Here is a 20,243-nt window from a genome sequence, read left to right as displayed (position 1 = left end):
ACACGGCCGCCACGAGCGACACGGAGAGACGTCGTGGAAGAACTCGCATACGTGGCGGGCAGGCTCGTCAAGGGAGTCGCGGGCCTGGCCTACGTCTTCGGTGAGGCCCTGGTGGGCCTCGGCCCGGACGGGACGGCCCAGGAGCGCAAGAAGAAGCACGAGGGCGAGGCGGACGAGGAGCGCTGACCACGCCCCTCCCGCCGCCCCTCGGATCAGAAACACCGGAAGGCCCCCCGCGTATCGCGCGGGGGGCCTTCCGGTGTTTCGGGCAGGACGGACTAGCCCAGCGGGTGCATCCAGCCGTGGGTGTCGGCCTTGTGGCCGGTCTGGAGGTCCAGGAGGGCCTTGCGGAGCTTCATGGTGACCTCGCCGGGCTCACCGTCGCCCTGGGTCCAGTTGGCGCGCTCCGACTTGACGGAGCCGACCGGGGTGATCACGGCGGCCGTACCGCAGGCGAAGACCTCGGTCAGGGTGCCGTTCTCGTTGTCGCGCTTCCAGTCCTCGGTGGTGATGCGGCCCTCCTCGGCCGTGTAGCCGAGGTCGCGGGCGATGGTGAGGAGGGAATCGCGGGTGATGCCGGGGAGGAGCGAGCCGGTGAGCTCGGGGGTGACGATCCGGTCGCCGTACACGAAGTACAGGTTCATCCCGCCCATCTCCTCGATCCAGCGGTGCTCGACGGCGTCGAGCCAGACCACCTGGTCGCAGCCGTGCTCGGCGGCCTGGGCCTGCGCGACGAGCGACGCCGCGTAGTTGCCGCCGGTCTTGGCCGCGCCGGTGCCGCCCTTGGCGGCGCGGACGTACTCCTCGGAGAGCCAGACGGAGACGGGCTTGACGCCCCCGGGGAAGTAGGCGCCGGCGGGCGAGGCGATCACGATGAAGAGGAACTCGTTCGCCGGGCGGACACCGAGACCGACCTCGGTGGCGAACATGAAGGGCCGCAGGTAGAGCGAGGCCTCGCCGGAGTCCGGCACCCAGGCGCGGTCCTGCTTGATCAGCGCGTCACAGGCGGCGATGAACAGCTCGGTCGGCAGCTCCGGCATCGCCATCCGGCGGGCGGAGGACTGGAAGCGCTCGGCGTTGGCCTGGGGACGGAAGGTGGCGACGGTGCCGTCGGGCTGCTTGTACGCCTTGAGCCCCTCGAAGATCGTCTGCGCGTAGTGCAGGGTCATGTTCGCCGGGTCCATCGACAGCGGCGCGTACGGGACCAGCTCGGCGTCGTGCCAGCCGCGGCCCTCGGTCCACTTGACCGTCACCATGTGGTCGGTGAAGTGGCGGCCGAAGCCGGGGCTCGTCAGGATCGCGTCGCGCTCCGCGGCGGACAGGGGGTTCGAGGAGGGCTTCAGCTCGATCGTGGGCGTCGTCGTCATGAGTGCTTGTCCTTCACCGGTTTTGTAGGGCGGACCGCGCTCACGACGTACTAGGACGTCCGAGCTTCCCCGTATTCCGCGGCCTCGCGTTCGATTATCGCGCGGGAGGAGGCTTCGGTGAAACGGGGTGAATGCGGCCCAGGGGAGATGGTGGCACCCGGGGCCGCACAGGAAAAGCCGCCGGGTGCGGTGGGCGCGACCCGGCGGCTTCCTGAAGGTGGGGCTACCGGGTCAGCCGGCTACTCGCGCGGCGAGGGCGTCGCCGATGGCGTCGGTGGAGCGGAAGGTGCCGTCGCGCTCGGCGAGGTCGGCGGAGACCGCGTCCTCGATGCGGGCGGCCTGGGCCTCGTAGCCGAGGTGGCGCAGCAGGAGGGCGACCGAGAGGATCGTCGCGGTCGGGTCGGCCTTGCCGGTGCCGGCGATGTCCGGCGCGGAGCCGTGGACGGGCTCGAACATGGACGGGAAGGCGCCGGTCGGGTTGATGTTGCCCGAGGCGGCCAGGCCGATTCCGCCGGTCACGGCGGCGGCCAGGTCGGTGAGGATGTCACCGAAGAGGTTGTCCGTGACGATGACGTCGAAGCGCTCCGGCTGGGTGACGAAGAAGATCGTCGCGGCGTCGACGTGCAGGTAGTCGGTGGTGACCTCGGGGTACTCCTGGCCGACCTTGTCGAAGATGTTCTTCCACAGGTGGCCGGCGTAGACGAGGACGTTGTTCTTGTGGACCAGGGTCAGCTTCTTGCGCGGGCGGCCGTTGGCGCGCTCGTACGCGTCGCGGACCACGCGCTCGACGCCGTAGGCCGTGTTGAGGCTGACCTCGGTGGCCACCTCGGCCGGGGTGCCGGTGCGCAGGCTGCCGCCGTTGCCGGTGTACGGGCCTTCGGTGCCCTCGCGGACCACGACGAAGTCGATCTCCGGACGGCCGGCGAGCGGGGTGGCCGTGTTGGGGAAGAGCTTCGACGGGCGCAGGTTGATGAAGTGGTCGAAGGCGAAGCGGAGCTTCAGCAGCAGACCGCGCTCCAGGACGCCCGACGGGACCGAGGGGTCGCCGATGGCGCCCAGCAGGATCGCGTCGTGGTGCTTGAGGGCCTCGAGCTCCGCGTCCGGGAGGGTTTCACCGGTGCGGTGCCAGCGCTGGGCGCCGAGGTCGTATTCCTTGGTCTCCAGCTTCACATCCTGGGGCAGGACCGCGGTAAGGACCTTGAGGCCCTGAGCCACGACTTCCTGGCCGATGCCATCACCGGGGATCACTGCGAGATTGATGCTGGTCGACATGGTGGAACCGTACTCCTTGTCCCATCCCTCAGACATATTGCGTCCACGATGTGGACGCAATATGTCTCGGGCCGGGCAGCGCTCAGTGGCAGGTCAGGGGCCCGGTGCGGAGGGGGCCGGCGAGCTGGTCCACAGCGGTCAGTGACCGGTCGAGCCGCCGTTGTCGCGGCGGTCCAGCGCGCGCTGGAGGGCGGCGGCGGCGTTCTTGCGGTCCGCCTCGGCGGCAGCGGAGCGGCGGACACGGCGGGCGGTGGTGGAGGGGGTGTGCGTCATGGTGATCGACTCCTTGAGATCACGGCGTGGCGGGGCCACGGATGAGGGGTTCCTTCAAGGCGCCGGAAGAGGCGGGGAGCGGTGCGCGGCAGGGGTTGCCTGCCATGGGGCGCGCGCTCTCGACCGCCATTCGCCGGATCGGCGAGACGTTCGGCTTCTACAACGTAAGCCAGCTCCCGCTGTATGTCTCCGCAATTACTCGGACTTCCTACTATCTGAGACGCGAAACCCCCCGGAGGTCTCCTTTCGAGGCTCCGGTTTCAGCCGCTTACGGCACGAAGTTCCCTGATCAGAGCCCGTACGGCGAGAGTGGCGGCAGATTCCGGTGTGGTGACGTATCCCACGCGCCTCACCGGCCCCTCCGGACCCAAACCGGTGACCTCGACGGCTCCGGTCACCTCCCGGAGGGACAGCTCGGGCATGATCGCCATGCCGAGCCCCCGGCCGACCATGGTCAGCACCATCGCGTCGTCCTCCGCCTTGACGGTCGCTCGCGGGATCCAGTCCTGCGCCAGCCACCACGTGCGGGTGTGGGAGCCGCAGTTCTCGTCCCAGTCCATCAGGGGCAGCGCCCTGGGATCGGGGTGTCCCGCCGGGTGCACCAAGGCGTACGCCTCCTCGACGAGCACCCCGCTCAGCAGACCCGGCGGCAGGCCCCGCGCGACGCCCAGCGTCGCGATGCCGAGGTCCGCACGGCCCGCGGCCACCTCCCCGGCCGCACCGGCACCGAGCTCGCGCACCACCCGGACCTCGGGGCGCAGGCCCGGGTGGCGGGCGGTGAGTCGCTCCAGGGCGGGGGGCAGCAGGTGCAGGGCCGCGCTGCGGAACGCGGCGATCCGCAGCACGCCGTCCAGTGCTGCCGGGCCCCCGGCCCGGCCCGCACCGCGCGCCTCCGAGCCCATGACCTCGTAGAGCCTCAGGATCCGGCGGGCGTGCCCGACGGCCCGCTCCCCCGCCGGGGTGGGCGAGGCGCCGTTCCGGCCGCGCTCGAAGAGCACCGCGCCGAGCTTGGCCTCGCTGCCGCGCACCGAGTGCGAGACGGCCGACTGGGTGAGGCCGAGCGAGGCGGCCGCGGAGGAGAAGCCGCCGCTCTCGGCGACGGCCACCAGCACCCGCAGTTCCTGCGGGAGGAGCTCGGCCACGGGGGCCTCACCTCGTTCTATGAGCGTCATTCATGGACGTGGGGCTTCCATGAGCCAAACCCCCTGCCCGGCCCGGCGATTCCCTCCTAGCGTCCTCGCCATGACCACGAACAGCACCGGCACCGCTTGCGCCGTCCACCAGATCGCCCGGCCGGCCGGCTTCCCCGCCGCCTCCGACTTCGCCTACGTCCGGAGCCCCGTCCCCGCGCCGCGGCCCGGCACGGCCCTGGTGGAGAACCTGCTGCTCTCGGTGGACCCGTACCACCGCGGACTGATGGACGGCGGCGAGGACGGCTTCGCACTCGGCACCCCGCTGGAAGGGCGCTCGGTGGGCCGGGTCATCGCCTCGCGCGACCCGGGCCTCGCGGAGGGCGACCTGGTCTTCCACCGCGAGGGCTGGCGCACCCACGCCCTCGTCACCCTGGGCACGGGCGGCACCCGCAAGCTGCGCGGCCACGAGGGCGTCCCGCTGGAGGCGTACCTCTCCATCCTCGGCGGCACCGGCCTGACCGCGTACGCCGCCCTGACCCGCACCGCGGCCCTGCGCGAGGGCGAGGACCTCTTCGTCTCGGCCGCGGCGGGCGGGGTCGGCACGGCCACCGGGCACATCGCCCGGCTGCTCGGCGCCCGCCGGATCATCGGCAGCGCCGGTTCTGCGGCGAAGGTCCGCCACCTCACCGGGGTCCTCGGCTTCGACGCGGCCTTCGACTACCACGACGGGCCGGTCGGCGAGCAGCTCGCGCAGGCCGCGGCGGCCACCGGGGGCGGCATCGACGTCTACGTGGACAACGTCGGCGGGGACCACCTGGAGGGGGCCATCGACGTGCTGCGCGAGTACGGGCGGATCGCCTGGGTCGGCGGGATCTCGATGTACAACGGCGACCGCTCCCCCGCCGCGCCCCGCAACCTCTTCGAGGTCGTACACAAGTCTCTTCGTCTGGAAGGGGTATTGGTTCGCAATCACACCAATCTGCAGGACGAGCTGGAGGACTTCCTCGTCCCTCATCTGCGCAGCGGCCGGATCGGTACCGACACCACCGTTGTCCAGGGGTTTGATCACACGGTGGATGCCTTCCGGGGCATGCTCCGGGGCGACAATCTGGGAAAAATGCTCGTACGCATCGATGTCTGAATCCAGCCACCCGGATGTTCACCGACTTCTTACCGCACGGATGTAGACCTTTGGCGCGGCTACCGCCACTCTTGCCGTCAATGTGCCAGCGGGGCACTTGAGTTGGAGGCGAGCAGCCAGTGACACCTATCAGCCGCAGAGGATTCGTGGGAATCGGCGCCGGGCTGATGGCAGGGGCGACCCTGCCCGCGATCGCGCCGAGCTCGGCGGCCGCGGCCACCGCGTCCGGCACGATCACCGACGTGAAGCACGTGGTGATCCTGATGCAGGAGAACCGCAGCTTCGACCACTACTTCGGCAAGCTGAAGGGTGTACGGGGTTTCGGCGACCGCGCGGCCGGCAACATCCCCGGCGGCTGGGGCATGTTCAACCAGCCCAACTGGGGCGGCCGGCAGTACCCGTGGAAGCTCAGCTCCACCCCGCCGGTGGGCGGCGTCGACGGCGAAACCCTCGCCCAGTGCAACGGCGACCTCCCGCACAGCTGGACCTCGCAGCACGCGGCCTGGAACAAGGGCCGCATGGACAACTTCGTCACCGGCGTCGGCAACACCCGCACCCTCGGGTACCTCGACCGCGGCGACATCCCGTTCCACTACGGCCTCGCCGACAACTACACGATCTGCGACGCCTACTTCTGCTCCACCCTCAGCGCGACCGGCCCCAACCGCACCTTCCTGTGGAGCGGCAAGGTCGACGCGGGCAGCAAGGACGGCGGCGACGAGTCCGGGCTGACCTGGGAGACGTACGCGGAGGCCCTCCAGCGGGCCGGGATGAGCTGGAAGGTCTACCAGAACGCCCAGGACAACTACGGGGACAACGGGCTCGCCTACTTCAAGAAGTTCACCGACGCCGCCCCCGGCAACCCGCTCTGGGACCGCGGCATGGGCTCCGTCCCCAAGGTCACCGGCTCCACCCCCGACGACATCGCCGCCGCCATCCGCGCGGACGTCGTCGCCGGCACCCTCCCCCAGGTCTCCTGGGTCGTGGCGAACGAGGCCTTCTCCGAGCACCCGTACGCCCCGCCCGGCGACGGCGCGCACTTCGTGGACCTGGTCTACCGCGCGCTCTCGGCGAACCCGGAGGTCTTCGACTCCACCGTCCTCTTCCTCAACTACGACGAGAACGACGGCTTCTTCGACCACGTCCCGCCGCCCGTCGCCCCGCCCGGCACCGCCGGCGAGTACATCGACGGCGTCCCGATCGGGCTCGGCTTCCGCGTCCCGATGATCGTGATGTCCCCGTGGACCCGCGGCGGCTGGGTGAGCTCCGAGGTCTTCGACCACACGTCCGTGCTGCGCTTCATGGAGAAGTGGACGGCGGCGCTCGGCACCCCCGCGAACTGTCCGAACATCAGCGCGTGGCGGCGCAAGGTCACCGGCGACCTGACGGGCGTCTTCGACTTCGCGCACCCGGTCTACGGGGTTCCCGCCGGCCTCCCCTCCACGGCCAAGGTCATCGGCCAGGCCACCTGCGGCCCGCTCTCCAACCCGGTGCCGCAGGACAACGCGCAGCCGGCACAGGAGGCCGGGACCCGGCCCGCGCGAGCCCTTCCGTACCAGGTCAACGGGAACCTGGACCGCTTCGAGTTCGGGTCCGCCGGCAAGATCCTGGCCTGGTTCTCGATGACGAACGCGGGCACCGAGGCGAAGCAGGCGGCGCACTTCTCGATCCACCCGCACCAGTACCGGGACACGGCCGCCTGGCAGTACACGGTGGACGCCGGCGCCACGTCGACGGACTACTTCAACATCGGCACGGGCTCCGGATCCGGCAAGTACGACATCTCGATGTACGGGCCGAACCGCTTCCTGCGGCGCTTCATCGGCGACGCGTCGAAGGCGGGCAAGTCGATCGAGGTCGCCTCCCGCTTCGCGGTGGAGCCGGGCACCGGCAAGACGGCGCTCTACCTCAAGATGACCAACGCCTCGGCCTCGCCGGTCACCTTCACCATCCGCGCGAACGCCTACCGCACGGACGGCCCGTGGACGTACACGGTGCCGGCGAACTCCTCCCGCGAGGACTACTTCAACGCCGTCGCCTACAACAACGGCTGGTACGACTTCACGGTCCTCGCCGACTCCGACGGCACCTGGTCCCGTCGCTACACGGGCCACATCGAGACGGGCGCCCCGAGCATCAGCGGCAGCTAGAGAACGTCGCCGTCGCGCCAGTCGAAGTGCAGCGGCCCGGCGGTGGGGTCGAGCAGCACCCCACCGCCGGGCGGCGTCCACACGTACGTGGATCCCTCCTCCTCGGGCAGCCGCTCGGGCCCGCCGGGCCCGAGCACTCCGATCTCCCCGCCCCACACCGGCCAGCCACGGCCCGCGTACAGCCCGGCTCCGTCGGCGGAGGCGCTGAGCGCCCCGAGCGCGTAGGCCCGCTCGACGACCCCCTCGAGCGCCTCCATCACCGTGCCGCCGAGCCCGCGCCGGCGCCGGTCGGCCCGCACCGCCACGGCCTCGACGTACCCGGTGCGCAGCGCCCGCCCCTGATGGAGCACCCGCCGCTGTACGACGCTCCCGTGCGCGACGAGCTCTCCGCCCTCGCGCACCAGTACGTGCATCCCGCCCAGCGCGTGCTCGAAGTCCTCGTCCCCGAAGTCCCCCTCGAAGGCCCCGTCGAGCAGCTCCCGCACCCGCCGCAGCTCCTCCCCGGCGAGCTGCGCGGTGTGCCGCAGCGAGACGTCCCGTCCGGTTTCCCTGCCCTCGTCACCCATCCCGGGACCGTACCAAGCGGGCTCCCCCACCACTCGTATCCGCTATGCGGACATGAAATATCGCCCACCGGCCGAATGGGGCCTCCACGACTCTGGCGGTCTGGACCATTGGCTCGGCAGACTCGCCCCATGTCTCCCGATACCCAGCAGTGGACCCCGATCCACGGCCAGCCGTACCGCCCCGCCTCCTACCGCCCCGAGCGGATGCCGACCGGGGAATCCCTCGCGCGCGCCGCCGAGTTGCGTGAGCGGATGGACGAGCGCAGGACCGTGCGCCACTTCTCCCCCGACCCGGTGCCCGAGCAGGTGGTCCGGGACGCCATCGCGTGCGCCGCGACCGCGCCCTCCGGTGCGCACCAGCAGCCGTGGACCTTCGTCCTCGTCAAGGACCCGGCCGTACGGGAACAGATCCGCGCGGCCGCCGAGCAGGAGGAGCAGCTGTCCTACGACGGCCGGCTCGGCGACGAGTGGCTGGCGGCCCTTCGCCCCATCGGCACGGACGCCGTGAAGACCCACCTCACCGACGCCCCGGCCCTGATCGTGGTCTTCCAGCAGCGCTACTGGCTCGGCGAGGACGGCACGAAGCACAAGCACTACTACGTCGACGAGTCGGTCGGCATCGCGGTCGGCATGCTCCTGTCGGCCCTGCACCTCTCCGGCCTGGCCGCCCTGATCCACACGCCGAGCCCGATGCGCTTCCTCTCCCACGTCCTGAACCGACCGGAGAACGAGAAGGCCTTCGCGGTCATCCCGGTCGGCTACCCGTCGGACGAGTGCGAGGTCCCGGACCTGGTCCGCAAATCCCTGGACCAGGTCATCGTCGAGGTCTAGCCAGCACCGGTTGCCGCACCGCGAAATGGAAACCGCCCCCGCTCCGGACTTGGGGGTACCGGAACGGGGGCGGGGTTCAGCGGGGCGGAGGTCAGCCCATGTGGGGGTAGCCGTACTCGGTCGGCGCGACCAGGGTCTCCTTGATGGAGCGGGTCGAGGTCCAGCGCATCAGGTTCGACGCCGCGCCGGCCTTGTCGTTCGTGCCCGAGGCGCGGCCGCCGCCGAAGGGCTGCTGGCCGACGACGGCGCCGGTCGACTTGTCGTTGATGTAGAAGTTGCCCGCCGCGAAGCGGAGCTTCTCCATCGCGTCGGCCGCCGCGTAGCGGTCCTGGGCGATGACGGCGCCGGTCAGGGCGTACGCCGAGACGGACTCCATCTGCGCGAGCATCGCGTCGAACTCGGCGTCCTCGTAGACGTGGACCGCCAGGATCGGGCCGAAGTACTCGGTCGTGAAGACCTCGTTCGACGGGTCGGTGCACGCGATGACGGTCGGGCGGACGAAGTAGCCCTCCGAGTCGTCGTACGTGCCGCCGGCGACGATCTCGCAGGTCGGATCCGCGATGGCGCGGTCGATCGCGGCCTTGTTCTTCGCGAAGGAACGCTCGTCGATGACGGCGCCGATGAAGTTCGTCAGGTCGCGGACGTCGCCCATGGTGATGCCGTCGACCTCGGCCGCGAAGGCCTCCTTGAAGCCGTCGTTCCAGATCGAGGCCGGGACGTAGGCGCGCGAGGACGCCGAGCACTTCTGGCCCTGGTACTCGAAGGAGCCGCGGGTCAGGGCGGTCTTCAGGATCGCGCGGTCCGCGGACGGGTGCGCGACGACGAAGTCCTTGCCGCCGGTCTCGCCGACCAGGCGCGGGTAGGACTTGTACGTCTCGATGTTGGTGCCGACCGTCTTCCACAGGTACTGGAAGGTCTTGGTCGAACCGGTGAAGTGGATGCCCGCCAGCTCGGGGTGGGTCAGCGCCACGTCGGAGACGGCGATGCCGTCGCCCGTCACGAGGTTGATGACGCCCTTCGGCAGGCCGGCCTCCTCCAGCAGCTCCATCAGGAGGACCGCGGAGTGGGTCTGCGTCGGGGACGGCTTCCACACGACCACGTTGCCCATCAGGGCCGGGGCGGTCGGCAGGTTGCCCGCGATGGCCGTGAAGTTGAAGGGGGTGATCGCGTAGACGAAGCCCTCGAGCGGGCGGTGGTCGCTGCGGTTCCACACGCCGGCGGAGTTCGCGACCGGCTGCTCGGCCAGGATCTGGCGGGCGAAGTGGACGTTGAAGCGCCAGAAGTCGACGAGCTCGCACGGGGTGTCGATCTCGGCCTGCTGCGCGGTCTTCGACTGGCCCAGCATCGTGGACGCGGCCAGCTTCTCGCGCCACGGGCCCGACAGCAGCTCGGCGGCGCGCAGGATGATCGCGGCGCGGTCGTCGAAGGACATCGAGCGCCAGGCCGGGGCGGCCGCGAGGGCGGCGTCGACGGCCTCCTGGGCGTCGTCCCGGGTGGCGTTCGCGTACGTACCGATGACGGACTTGTGGTCGTGCGGCTGCACGACGTCGAAGCGCTCGCCGCCGCCCATCCGCTTGACGCCGTTGATCGTCATCGGGAGGTCGATCGGGTTCTCGGACAGCTGCTTCAGCTGCGTTTCGAGACGCGCGCGCTCCGGGGTGCCGGGGGCGTACGAGTGGACCGGCTCGTTGACCGGCACGGGGACCTGGGTTACAGCGTCCATGATGCGGGGTGCTCCTTGAGCTAGTGGGAGGGCCTAGTTCTTGGTGATCATCGAGCGGAGGAAGAAGAGCAGGTTGGCCGGCTTCTCCGCGAGGCGCCGCATGAAGTAGCCGTACCAGTCGGTCCCGTACGCGGTGTAGACGCGCATCCGGTGACCTTCGGCGGCCAGCCGCAGGTGCTCCTCGCCGCGGATGCCGTACAGCATCTGGAACTCGTACTCGTCCAGCTTGCGGCCCGCCTGGCGGGCGAGCTCCTGGCCGATGGCGATCAGGCGCGGGTCGTGGGACCCGATCATCGGGTAGCCCTCGCCCTCCATCAGGATCTTCAGGATGCGGACGTACGCCTTGTCGATCTCGGCCTTGTCCTGGTAGGCGACCTCGGCGGGCTCCTTGTAGGCGCCCTTCACGATGCGTACGCGGCTGCCGGCGGCGGCCAGGCGGCGGGCGTCGGCCTCGGTGCGGAACAGGTACGCCTGGATCACGCAGCCGGTCTGCGGGAACTCGCGGCGCAGCTCCTCATGGATGGCGAACATCGAGTCGAGGGTGGTGTGGTCCTCGGCGTCCAGGGTCACGGTGGTGCCGATGGCGGCGGCGGCCTCGACGACCGGGCGGACGTTGGCGAGGGCGAGCTCGTGCCCGCCTTCCAGCGCTTGCCCGAACATGGACAGCTTCACCGACATCTCGACGGTCTCGCCGAGGCCCAGGTGGGTGAGCTGCTCGATGAGCTCGAGGTAGGCGTCGCGCGCGGCGTGGGACTGCTCGACGGTGGTGATGTCCTCGCCGACGACGTCGAGGGTCACCTCCAGGCCCTTGCCCGTCAGGTCCTCGACGATCGGGATGACCTGGTCGACCGTCTCACCGGGGATGAACCGGTTCACCACGGGCTTGGTCACCGGGGCGGCAGAGACGATTCGGCGCATCTTGTCGCTGCGCGAGGCGGCGAGGATCGCGGGACCCAGCACGGGGTACCTCCAACGGGGGCGGGCAGAAGGAGACATTCAGCCCGCGCCGGGACGACGGAGGCCATAAGGAAAACGCAAGTAAAACCACCGTGAAACCTAGGGATCTCCCCGATCCTCTGCCATCGACAGCTGTCACGCATCCGTGGCCCGGATCTCATACATCTGTCTGAAGAGGGGCCGCGGGGGTGGGAGAATGTGCGGGTGAAGGGCGATTACCAGGACCTGGTGGACGAGATCTCGGCGCTGCTCGGCGCTCCGGCGACGCTGGAGAACCGCGACTTCCGCCTGATCGCCTTCGGCGCGCACGACAGCGATGACGATCTGGTCATGGATCCCGTACGGACCCGCTCGATCCTGACCCGCCAGTCGACGGCGGCCGTCCGGTCCTGGTTCGAGGGCTTCGGCATCGCCCGCGCCACCGGCCCGGTCAGGATCCCGGCCGCCCCGGACGCCGGCGTCTTCCGGGGGCGGATCTGCCTGCCGGTGCGCCACCGCGGGATCGTCCAGGGCTACGTATGGCTCCTCGACCAGGAACCCGGACCCGACGCGGAGTCCCTGGCCGCCGCCATGGAGGTGGCCCAGCGGATCGGGCTGCTGCTCGCGGAGGAGGCCCGGGCGGGGGCCGACCTGTCCCGGGAGTTCCTCGCGGTGCTCACCGCCGGGCGCGGCCGGCACCAGGACATGGCGGTGGCCGCGCTACGGGTGGCACTCGGTCCGGGCGGCGAAGGGCCGCACGCCGCGGTCTGCGTGAGCCCGTGGTCCGGCGAGGCCCCGACTTCGGTCCCTGGAGCGGCTGCCGTGTGCGTGGTGCCCTGGCGGGGGGCCGGCGAGCAGGAACCCCACCCGGACGGCGGCGGCCCGGCGGGGCAGTCCCTCGCGGTCCTGATCCGCCTGCGCGGCACGGACCCGCTGGCTCCGGCGCTCACGGCGATCTCCCGCCTGATGCCCCGCACGGCCGGCGGGACGGGTGGCGCGGCCGGCGCCAAGCCCGCCACCCCCGCGGCGGCCACCGGAGTGACTACCGGAGTGACCGCCGGGGTGTCCGACCCCGTGCGGGCGCTCACGGCACTGCCCGCCGCCTGGCAGCAGGCCACCGCCGCCGCCCGGGCCGCCGCCGCGGGGCCGCGGCTCGGCCCGGTCGCGCAGTGGTCCGCGATCGGGCCCTACCGCATGCTGGCCTCCGTCGCCGAGGAAGCCCTCGACGACCCGGTGGCCCGCGCCCTGCGGGGCCCGGCCAATCCCGAACTGGCGCGTACGGCCGAGGTGTTCCTGGACTGCGCCGGCCAGGCGGGCCGCGCTGCGGCGGCCCTGGGCATCCACCGCCAGACCCTGTACTACCGCCTGTCCCGGGTGGAGCAGCTGACCGGCCTCGACCTGGACGAGGGCGAGGACCGCCTGCTCCTCCACATGGCCCTCAAGGCAGCCCGCCTGCACGGCTGATCTAGGATCCGCAGTTTCGTGAGCACTGTCGGCGGATCATGGGCACTGTCCGAGCAAATTCGGGTGATCATGAGCATCGGTGACGTTCAGTAGCTGCCACTTGTTGGATTCTTCCGGTCGTCCGAGCCTGGGCTGCGAGGGTGCTCCGTACCGTCCAGGGTATGGCGGTACACGGCACGAGCAAGGTTCACAGGGAACGCAGGGTGCCCATGGCATCGATCCGGCACGAAGGCGGATCGATGCGTGAAGTGCCCTTCTCTGAGCTCCGGTTGGCTGACTTCACTGAGTCTGCGCCGTGGCGGCAGGTCAGGTCGGTACACGGACAGGCTCACTACTCGGGCAGCTACGCGTCGGCGACGACGGGTGGCCATGTGGTCTATGAGAGCCGCCTCGAGCTCGCCCGTCTGCTGCTGGCCGACTTCGATCCGGCGGTACGCGGGATCTTCGCCCAGCCGTGCCGCTTGGTGGCCCGAATCGGAGATCGGGTACGACGTCACGTGCCCGACTTCCTGCTCGTCATGGGCTCGGGCACAGTGCGGGTGGTCAATGTCAAACCGGCTGTCCGTCTGCAGGATCCGAAGATCGCGGAAGCCCTGGAATGGCCGGGACGGTTGGTCGAGCGGCACGGCTGGGAGTACGAGATCTGGTCCGGGGCAGACCGGGTTCTCCTGGAGAACGTACGGTTCCTTGCCGCATACCGGCGGCCCGGCATCGTCCCCGAATCCGATGTCGAGGATGCCTGGCAACAGGTCGCAGATGGTGATCCGATGGCCGTCGCCGAACGGCGGCTCGCCGGTGATCGGCCTGTTCACGAAGCCCGGCCACCCCTGATGGCACTGCTGTGGTCCGGTCGGCTGACCACAGACCTGTCCCGCCCGCTATCGGGTGAATCAGTGCTGCGGAGGTGCGCGTGAGCGCCTGGACGACGACGCTGCGGCCAGGGCTGCCGATCAGGTTCGATGGCGAGCAGTTCACGGTCGCCGAAATCGAGGGCCGTCGGGTTCTTCTCGAACAGGCCGCCGTCGCAGGCGTGCCGCAGTGGAGGCAGGTCGACATCTCGGTGTTACTCTCGCACCCCACCACCGAGGTCTTGGTACCGGCGCCCGATGAGGAACCCGCGATCGCGGCAGTGCTGAGCGGTCTGGAGGAGGCCGAGGACGACGCGCTGACGAGGCGGGTCCGACATGTTCAGGAAGTCCTCACCGGCTACCAGCTGGGCCACGTGGATCTCGCGCTGGAAGGCGAGCCCCGTGCTGACTACGCGCCCGGAGTCCCCATGCTGCATCGCTATGCAGCCAAGGCTGCCGAACTCGGCGTCGGCGCCAGCACGCTGCGCCGATGGGTCTCAGCGCTGAAGAGGTGCGGTCCGGCTGGTCTGGTCAATGAGCGTCCGGCGCGCAGTGTGGTGGACCGGGTGGATCCACGCTGGGTGGAGATAGCCCGGTCGGTATTGGAGGGACGGATCAAGTCGAGTCGGCCGGTCCGGAATCTGGTCCTGATCGAGATCCAGGAACGTCTGGCCAAGGAGTACGGGCCCGGCACGGTCCCGCTGCCGGCCCGCACGACGGGATACGAAGTGCTGCGGGAGCTGTCCAAGGGAACCAACGCGTTCGAGGGCAGCACGAAAGGCAAGCGGTCGATTGCGAACGCCCCGCAGGGGACCTACGGCCGGTTGCTGGCCACCCGACCGGGCGAGTACGTGGTGCTGGATACCAATAGCCTGGACGTCTTCGCGATGGAGCCGGTCACGTGCCGGTGGGTGCGGTGCGAGCTCACCGTTGCGATGGATCTCTACAGCCGATGCATCACCGGACTGCGACTGACGCCGGTGTCGACGAAGTCGGTGGACGTGGCGGGGGTGCTGTTCGAGACGGTCCGCCCTCGGGAGGTGCCTGCGGATGGAGGCGAGCCGCTTCCCTACTGCGGAGTGCCGTCCACGGTCGTGGTGGACGCGGACAAACTCGTCGACCGGGACGGGCAGCCCCTGCTGCCTACGGTCGCGGCGGAGACGATCATCTTCGACCACGGCAAGATCTATCTGTCGAACCACATCCAGAGCGTCTGCGCGAAGCTGGACATCTCACTGCAGCCGGCCCGTCCGAAGACGCCGACCGACAAGCCGGTGGAGCGCTGGTTCAAGACCCTCAACCAGGGGCTTCTGGCCGCGCTGCCGGGTTACAAGGGCTCGGACGTCCACAGTCGCGGCGAGAGGGTCGAACAGGAGGCGGTCTTCTTCCTCGACGAGCTCGAGGCGGTCATCCGCGAGTGGATCACGAGGATCTATCACCGTCGCCACCACCGCGGGCTGTCTGTTCCAGAGGTCCCGGGGCTGAAGCTGAGTCCGCTGGAGATGTTCGAGCACGGCGTCACCCGGGCCGGACCGCTACGCATCCCGGCCCGGCCCCATCTGGCACTGGAGTTCCTGGAGGAGGAACGCACGACCATCCAGCACTACGGAGTGGAGCTCGAGGGCCTGCGTTACAACGGGGACGGCCTCAACGGCTACCGCAACCAAATCAGTCCGTATCGTGGGGTGAATGCGGGCAAGTGGCCGATCGCCGTGGACCTTGGCGACATCACCAAGGCCTACTTCCAGGACCCTGCGACCCGGCGGTGGCACACGCTCGACTGGGAACATGCGGCCGCCCTCAACGGCCCGGTCAGCCGTGAGGCGCTGGTCTACGCGCGCCGGCTCGCGGCCACGACGCACCGGTTCCCGGACACCAAGCGGGCGCTCGTCGAACTGCTCGAGCGGTGGGGTGCGGGGATGACCGCTGACCGTGTCGAGCGGCGCATGGCGGTGCGACTCTCGCAAGAGCGGCTGCGGCTGGTGGGCGACGACGCGCCACAGACCGAAGAGGACGAGATCGCGTCGTTGCCGTCGCTCCGGCGCCTGGCTGCCTTGAATACCCCGGGGGACGGCGGTGGTGAAAGCCCGGGCGGCATGGAACTCCGCGTCGTTGGGCCCGCGGGAGACGACCTGGGCGGGGACGACGATGAGGACGAGGAGTGCGAGGCTGCCTTCCCCGGAGATGAGGCCGTCGCCCCGGTCGGCGAGGACGACTACTACTCCGATGTCTGGGAGAGCCGTTGAGCGCGGGGGACGGCATTGAGCCGTTCGAGGGCGATGACCTCCAGTACTCACCCACCCGCCTTGCGGGCTGGTTGCAGGAGGTCAACCGCCCTGAGCGTGTCGAACCCGAGCATCTCACCCGGGCTGAGCTGGCCCAGCTGTCGCCGCGAGAGCTGTTGATCCACAACGACGGCCGTGAGGTGTGGCACGCCAACATCGGGCCGATCCATACGCCTCAGCTGATCACCTTGCACGAGGACCTGGCAGAGATCGTCGAGTCGAACCGGCACGATGGGGACAAGACCAAGCCTGCCGCGCTGGTGGACGCCTACCCCGGGCTCGGAAAGAGTACGGCGGTGAGGGCCTACGGCCGCCGCCTCTACCGCAAGCAGGTCACCCTGCGCGGGGAGACCACTCCCGCAGGGGACCGCAGGGTCCCGGTCATCTACATCGCGCTGAGTGGCAACACGCAGATTCGCGGGCTGAACGCCTCGATCTGCCGCTTCTACGGTCTGCCGGTCACCGGGGACGCCGACACGCTGGCCGAGCGCGGTTCGAAGAGCAATGCGGTGCGGATGGCCAACCAGCTGAAGTACCTGTCGAACGTCTTCCCCGTCACGCTGATCTACGTGGGCGTCGGGGTCCAGCAGCGTGGCATCCTCCGGGAGGGCTTCGCTCGCGAGGAGACTCTCCTCGCCCAGTTCGGGCGTCGCACCACCCCGCTGACCCTGCGTCCTTTCGAGGTCGAGAGCGAGGAGGGGCGCCTGGAGTGGCGGACACTGCTGAAGACGATCGAACGGCAGCTGGTCCTGGCGGAAAAGTCTCCTGGGATGCTGGCGGAGGAGCTCTCGGACTACCTCTACGCGCGCTCGACCGGCCACTTCGCCTCACTGATGTCGCTGATCAACCGTGGCTGCCTTCGGGCGATCCGCCGCGGCCATGAGCGCCTCGACGAAGATCTGATGAACCAGGTCAAGAACGACGCTGCGGCGGAGGGCGCCCGCCAGGAACTCGAGGCTGCGATCAAGGCCGGGCTCTTGACCACCCGACCGGCCTCGCGCCCACCGCTTCAGACGAGGTCTGCGTGACGCTCTGGACTCCCGATCGCATTCCCATCGCGGTGGCACCGATACCCGGCGAGGCACTCGAGAGCTGGATTGGCGCCTATGCCCGGCGCCTTCGGGTCACCAACAACGACTTCCTCACAGCCGTTGGGCTGGCCGGCACGCGCGCGTCACACCTGGCGTTACGACTCACGGCGGCCGAGATCGCCGCGCTTGAACAGGCCACCGGCGTCGGCCGGCAAGTGCTCACTGGCATGACGCTCGAACCCTACGACGGGCTGGCGGTGGCGATCCTGCCCGACCGACGCAAACTCTCCAGGCCTCCGGCCTGGAGATTCAGCGGAAGCCGAGCGCGCTACTGCCCCGCGTGCCTGGGCGAGAACGCCGGCCGGGGCCCGGTCTTCTGGCGGCTTCCGTGGGCCTTCGCCTGCACCACGCACCGAACCCTGCTGTTGGACTTCTGCCCCGACTGCCACCGGGCTCCGAACCCGTGGAAGGCGAGGCGGCTCGGTCCCCGGGAAACGGGTGCCTGCACGCGCGACGGCAGCAACGTCGGCTTCAGGGCTGCCTGCGGAGCCGACCTCACGCAGGCGCCGGTCACCCCGCTGCCTGCCGCCGGACTGATTCTGGCCGCTCAGCGGCACATCACCACCCTGCTGGCCGCCGAGGCACCCTCACGGCCGGCAGCCTTGGCCGAGTTCAAGCAGCTCTATGCCCTGGCCTGGCGCATTCTTCGGGGTCTGCACACGGTCGCCGACCGGGCGCCGGAAGCCGTACGCACTGTGTTGGCCGAGTGCGGCGGGGTTCTGCCACAGCTGACCAGCGAGGATGTCGGGCACGACGCCCACAATGCCGCCATCGGCACCGCGCTGGCCCGCATCGCTCTCCACCCCGGCCACACGGACCACGAGGCACTCTTCGATTGGATTCTCGAGGCCGATCGTTCGCTGCTGAAGAGGCAGAAGAACAACATGGGTGCGATGGCCGGCCGGTGGAGCTGGAGCGGCCCCGAACTGGTGGAGCGCGTGCTGACCAAGCTCGATCCCGACGCCACACTTCATGCCCGGCTCCGCTACGGCAGCGCCAGCCCGCGGCCACGCTGGCCCGAACTCACGGCTGCTTCCATCACCCGTCGGGCGGCAATGACGCCGGCGATGCTCTGGCCAGGGTGGACCATGCGCCTGCTCCCGCGGCCGAAGGACGAGTACGACCCCCGCGCCGGTACATTCCGACGTGGCTGCAGCAGCTTCCTCCTTCTTCCTGGCGGGCCACCGCAGCTGAACTTCGAACGCGTCGGCCCGCTCCTGGGCAACCACGAAATCAACAGCGACCGCGACAGCGTCGAACGACGCCTCTACCTTGAGCACGATCTGACGCCGCTGGCTTCCGTGCTGGCCCAACTCGCCCGCGCTCTGGACGAGTACGGTTCCCCGATCGACTACGCAAGACGCCGAGCGACCTTCACCAACACCTTAGTCACCCTCGATCTCAACGCATACGCCCGGCTATGTGCTCAGCAGGGCTGGAGCACCGGCCGACAGCACCGCGTCTCCCTCATGCGCTGGTATCTGCTGACGCTCCTGACCGGCGAGGCCCATCCCCCACCCCCTGACGCATCCTTCCGATTCGGATGGCACTGCACGGAGTTCCGATTCCGTGCACCCGTCGCCCTCCGCGCATTCCTGCGTCAACAAGCTGAGATCAACCTCGAGCAGCACACGATCAGCGAACCCGTCACCTGGGAACCCCCTGAATCCTGGGTGACCGACGTGTCATGGCCCGGCGTCTCCCCCGCAAGCATCGTGCAGGGCGAATTTCGCAATCTCCTGGGAGCGGTCGGATCCGTTCACGAAGCCGCCGACGCTCTTGGCCTGACCTCGGAGCACATCCGGCTCTACTGCGACCTCACGGAGATCAGCACGACCACACCCAGCCCCGTAATCGGCAAGCACCACACCAAGCGCACGGTGCCGAAGGTAAAGATCCGCGAAGGAGTTCTGGCCCCGACCGAGCTGCGTCACCTCTACGAGAACAAGCTTATGGAGCTCTCGCACATCGCCAACCTGGCATCCTGCCGTCCCGAAACGGTGCGCCGGCTTCTGCATCGAGACGGGGTCCTTCTCCGCCCCCGACCGGGTCGTCTCCCCCAGCGCCCCGACATCACCCGCGAGTGGCTGCACCACGAGTACATCGAACGCCGACGCGACATGGCCAACCTCGCCCGTGAACGTGGCGTCACCCACTATCACCTCACCAAATGGCCAGGGGCTGGGGCCTTCCTATCCGCAGCCCTGGTACCCGATACAACGCCATCGGCCACCTCGCCCTGCCCTGGACGCCCTCCCCGGCCATCCGAGCCGTGACCATGTGCAGCAGGGCGCTGGACCGCCTGCGAGCCATCGTTCAGATCCCGGGCTACACCAGCTTCGCTGCCGCGGCCCGAGACATCTACGGCGGCCGTGATAGTGCTCTGCGGCAGCGACTCATCTACATCGAAAGAGACGCAGGGTTCCAGATCATCGACCGCGACTCCCTGCCCCTCACCCCCACCCAGCGCGGGGCAGAATTCATACGCGAAGCGACAGAAATCCTCAAGCTTGCCGGTCAAGCACCGACCGTCCCTACGCAGCCTGGGCAACGGGAAACAGGGCGGCGAGACGAGGGAGACGAAGATCCGCCTCCTTCTCCTGCTTCACATCCCATTGTTCGCCAGCCGGATGGCGCGGTTCGGGATCATCGATGACCTGAGCATCAATAGCGGCATGGAATTCGTCGTGGGCCTTGCCGGTCGCATCCTCGAACGCACGCCCGGCGACGTAGTCGAGCTCCTCCCATTCGGGCCACTCGTTGTCCGCCCAGGACCTCGGCGACCGGCCTGCAAGGCATCGGACCTCTGGCGCCTCGGCCAACGCATCCGGATGGCGGGCAACTCGCTCGAACATGTCCCGGCCAAGCCCCACCAGCAGAGCCGGTAATAGAAGAAACTGTCGTCTGAACACCAGCCCAAGATCCGATCCGCGGCCGCCCACAGGTCCCACGTGAAAGTCGGGGTGAGAAAGCGGTCAAGACATATCTGGAACCACACGGCGTCCAACTCAGGCCGATGGGCCAGCTGCCCACGCAGCCACGCGAGGCGCTCGTCCGGGTCCGGGGACTGCCGCCGGCAGCTCTCGATCATGTTCCAGAAGGTCTCGTCGTCCACAGCGGCACTATGACAGGCGGGTCTGACAGCCAAGCCAAGTCACCGCGG

Annotated in this window: 16 protein-coding genes and 1 pseudogene; 9 read left to right on the top strand and 8 right to left on the bottom strand. The window is 69.4% G+C overall.

Annotated features, from left to right (window positions below; translation table 11 throughout):
- The first annotated feature begins 33 nt into the window (after window positions 1-33).
- Window positions 34-186: a hypothetical protein gene (locus ACFYM0_RS29440; protein WP_388506606.1), complete on the top strand. Its 153-nt coding sequence runs from the start codon at window positions 34-36 to the stop codon at window positions 184-186.
- Between the two features lie 92 nt (window positions 187-278).
- Here the strand turns inward: ACFYM0_RS29440 and ACFYM0_RS29435 are convergent, their stop codons facing one another.
- The 4 genes from ACFYM0_RS29435 to ACFYM0_RS29420 form a co-directional block, all read right to left on the bottom strand.
- Window positions 279-1,367, bottom strand: a complete 1,089-nt coding sequence (locus ACFYM0_RS29435; RefSeq protein ID WP_388506604.1) for a branched-chain amino acid aminotransferase — start codon at window positions 1,365-1,367, stop codon at window positions 279-281.
- Between the two features lie 231 nt (window positions 1,368-1,598).
- On the bottom strand, window positions 1,599-2,639 hold the full coding sequence (locus ACFYM0_RS29430; protein WP_250742445.1) for a 3-isopropylmalate dehydrogenase: 1,041 nt from the start codon (window positions 2,637-2,639) through the stop codon (window positions 1,599-1,601).
- A gap of 138 nt (window positions 2,640-2,777) precedes the next feature.
- Window positions 2,778-2,912: a hypothetical protein gene (locus ACFYM0_RS29425; RefSeq protein WP_388506602.1), complete on the bottom strand. Its 135-nt coding sequence runs from the start codon at window positions 2,910-2,912 to the stop codon at window positions 2,778-2,780.
- Between the two features lie 260 nt (window positions 2,913-3,172).
- Window positions 3,173-4,054 carry a LysR family transcriptional regulator gene (locus ACFYM0_RS29420; RefSeq protein ID WP_388506600.1) on the bottom strand — a complete coding sequence of 294 codons (882 nt, stop codon included), beginning with the start codon at window positions 4,052-4,054 and terminating at the stop codon, window positions 3,173-3,175.
- A 100-nt stretch (window positions 4,055-4,154) separates the two neighbouring features.
- Between ACFYM0_RS29420 and ACFYM0_RS29415 the strand changes: the two genes are divergently transcribed.
- Both ACFYM0_RS29415 and ACFYM0_RS29410 read left to right on the top strand, forming a co-directional pair.
- Window positions 4,155-5,186 (top strand): NADP-dependent oxidoreductase, encoded by a 1,032-nt coding sequence (locus ACFYM0_RS29415; protein WP_388506598.1) that lies wholly within the window; start codon window positions 4,155-4,157, stop codon window positions 5,184-5,186.
- 119 nt (window positions 5,187-5,305) lie between these two features.
- Entirely contained in the window at window positions 5,306-7,336 is a 2,031-nt protein-coding gene (locus ACFYM0_RS29410) for a phosphocholine-specific phospholipase C (RefSeq protein ID WP_388506596.1), read from the top strand.
- Here the strand turns inward: ACFYM0_RS29410 and ACFYM0_RS29405 are convergent.
- Window positions 7,333-7,902 carry a GNAT family N-acetyltransferase gene (locus tag ACFYM0_RS29405; RefSeq protein WP_388506594.1) on the bottom strand — a complete coding sequence of 190 codons (570 nt, stop codon included), beginning with the start codon at window positions 7,900-7,902 and terminating at the stop codon, window positions 7,333-7,335. The two genes, ACFYM0_RS29410 and ACFYM0_RS29405, sit on opposite strands and share 4 nt — an antisense overlap.
- 129 nt (window positions 7,903-8,031) lie before the next feature.
- On the opposite strand from ACFYM0_RS29405, the gene ACFYM0_RS29400 reads away from it, so the two are divergent.
- The gene (locus ACFYM0_RS29400) at window positions 8,032-8,733 is read left to right on the top strand and encodes a nitroreductase family protein (RefSeq protein WP_388506592.1); all 702 of its coding nucleotides are present in this window, start codon (window positions 8,032-8,034) and stop codon (window positions 8,731-8,733) included.
- Window positions 8,734-8,824: 91 nt separating this feature from the next.
- On the opposite strand, the gene pruA is transcribed toward ACFYM0_RS29400, so the two are convergent.
- Together pruA and ACFYM0_RS29390 are read right to left on the bottom strand one after the other, a co-directional pair.
- Window positions 8,825-10,456 (bottom strand): L-glutamate gamma-semialdehyde dehydrogenase, encoded by a 1,632-nt coding sequence (gene pruA, locus ACFYM0_RS29395; RefSeq protein WP_388506591.1) that lies wholly within the window; start codon window positions 10,454-10,456, stop codon window positions 8,825-8,827.
- A gap of 33 nt (window positions 10,457-10,489) precedes the next feature.
- A complete protein-coding gene (locus tag ACFYM0_RS29390) occupies window positions 10,490-11,416 on the bottom strand; it encodes a proline dehydrogenase family protein (protein WP_388506589.1) in 927 nt (308 codons plus the stop codon).
- Between the two features lie 201 nt (window positions 11,417-11,617).
- Here ACFYM0_RS29390 and ACFYM0_RS29385 point away from each other — a divergent pair, with 201 nt between their 5' ends.
- The 5 genes from ACFYM0_RS29385 (at window position 11,618) to ACFYM0_RS29365 (ending at window position 19,356) form a co-directional block, all read left to right on the top strand.
- Complete coding sequence (locus ACFYM0_RS29385) at window positions 11,618-12,856, top strand: PucR family transcriptional regulator (RefSeq protein WP_388506587.1); 1,239 nt, start codon at window positions 11,618-11,620, stop codon at window positions 12,854-12,856.
- A 209-nt stretch (window positions 12,857-13,065) separates the two neighbouring features.
- A complete protein-coding gene (locus ACFYM0_RS29380; protein ID WP_388506586.1) occupies window positions 13,066-13,770 on the top strand; it encodes a TnsA-like heteromeric transposase endonuclease subunit in 705 nt (234 codons plus the stop codon).
- Entirely contained in the window at window positions 13,767-15,950 is a 2,184-nt protein-coding gene (locus tag ACFYM0_RS29375) for an integrase (RefSeq protein ID WP_388506584.1), read from the top strand. Before ACFYM0_RS29380 ends, ACFYM0_RS29375 begins: the two co-directional genes overlap by 4 nt.
- Window positions 15,947-17,017 (top strand): ATP-binding protein, encoded by a 1,071-nt coding sequence (locus ACFYM0_RS29370; protein WP_388506583.1) that lies wholly within the window; start codon window positions 15,947-15,949, stop codon window positions 17,015-17,017. Before ACFYM0_RS29375 ends, ACFYM0_RS29370 begins: the two co-directional genes overlap by 4 nt.
- Window positions 17,014-19,356, top strand: coding sequence for a TniQ family protein (locus ACFYM0_RS29365; protein WP_388506582.1), 2,343 nt, complete (start codon window positions 17,014-17,016; stop codon window positions 19,354-19,356). Before ACFYM0_RS29370 ends, ACFYM0_RS29365 begins: the two co-directional genes overlap by 4 nt.
- A gap of 258 nt (window positions 19,357-19,614) precedes the next feature.
- Here ACFYM0_RS29365 and ACFYM0_RS29360 read toward each other — a convergent pair.
- Window positions 19,615-20,171: pseudogene (locus ACFYM0_RS29360) on the bottom strand (DUF4240 domain-containing protein).
- Window positions 20,172-20,243: the final 72 nt, after the last annotated feature.

The organism is Streptomyces sp. NPDC006487, from assembly GCF_042870555.1.
In the GTDB taxonomy this organism is placed as follows: domain Bacteria; phylum Actinomycetota; class Actinomycetes; order Streptomycetales; family Streptomycetaceae; genus Streptomyces.
Note: the sequence above shows the minus strand (reverse complement) of the source record. Positions and strands in the feature narration are given on the sequence as shown.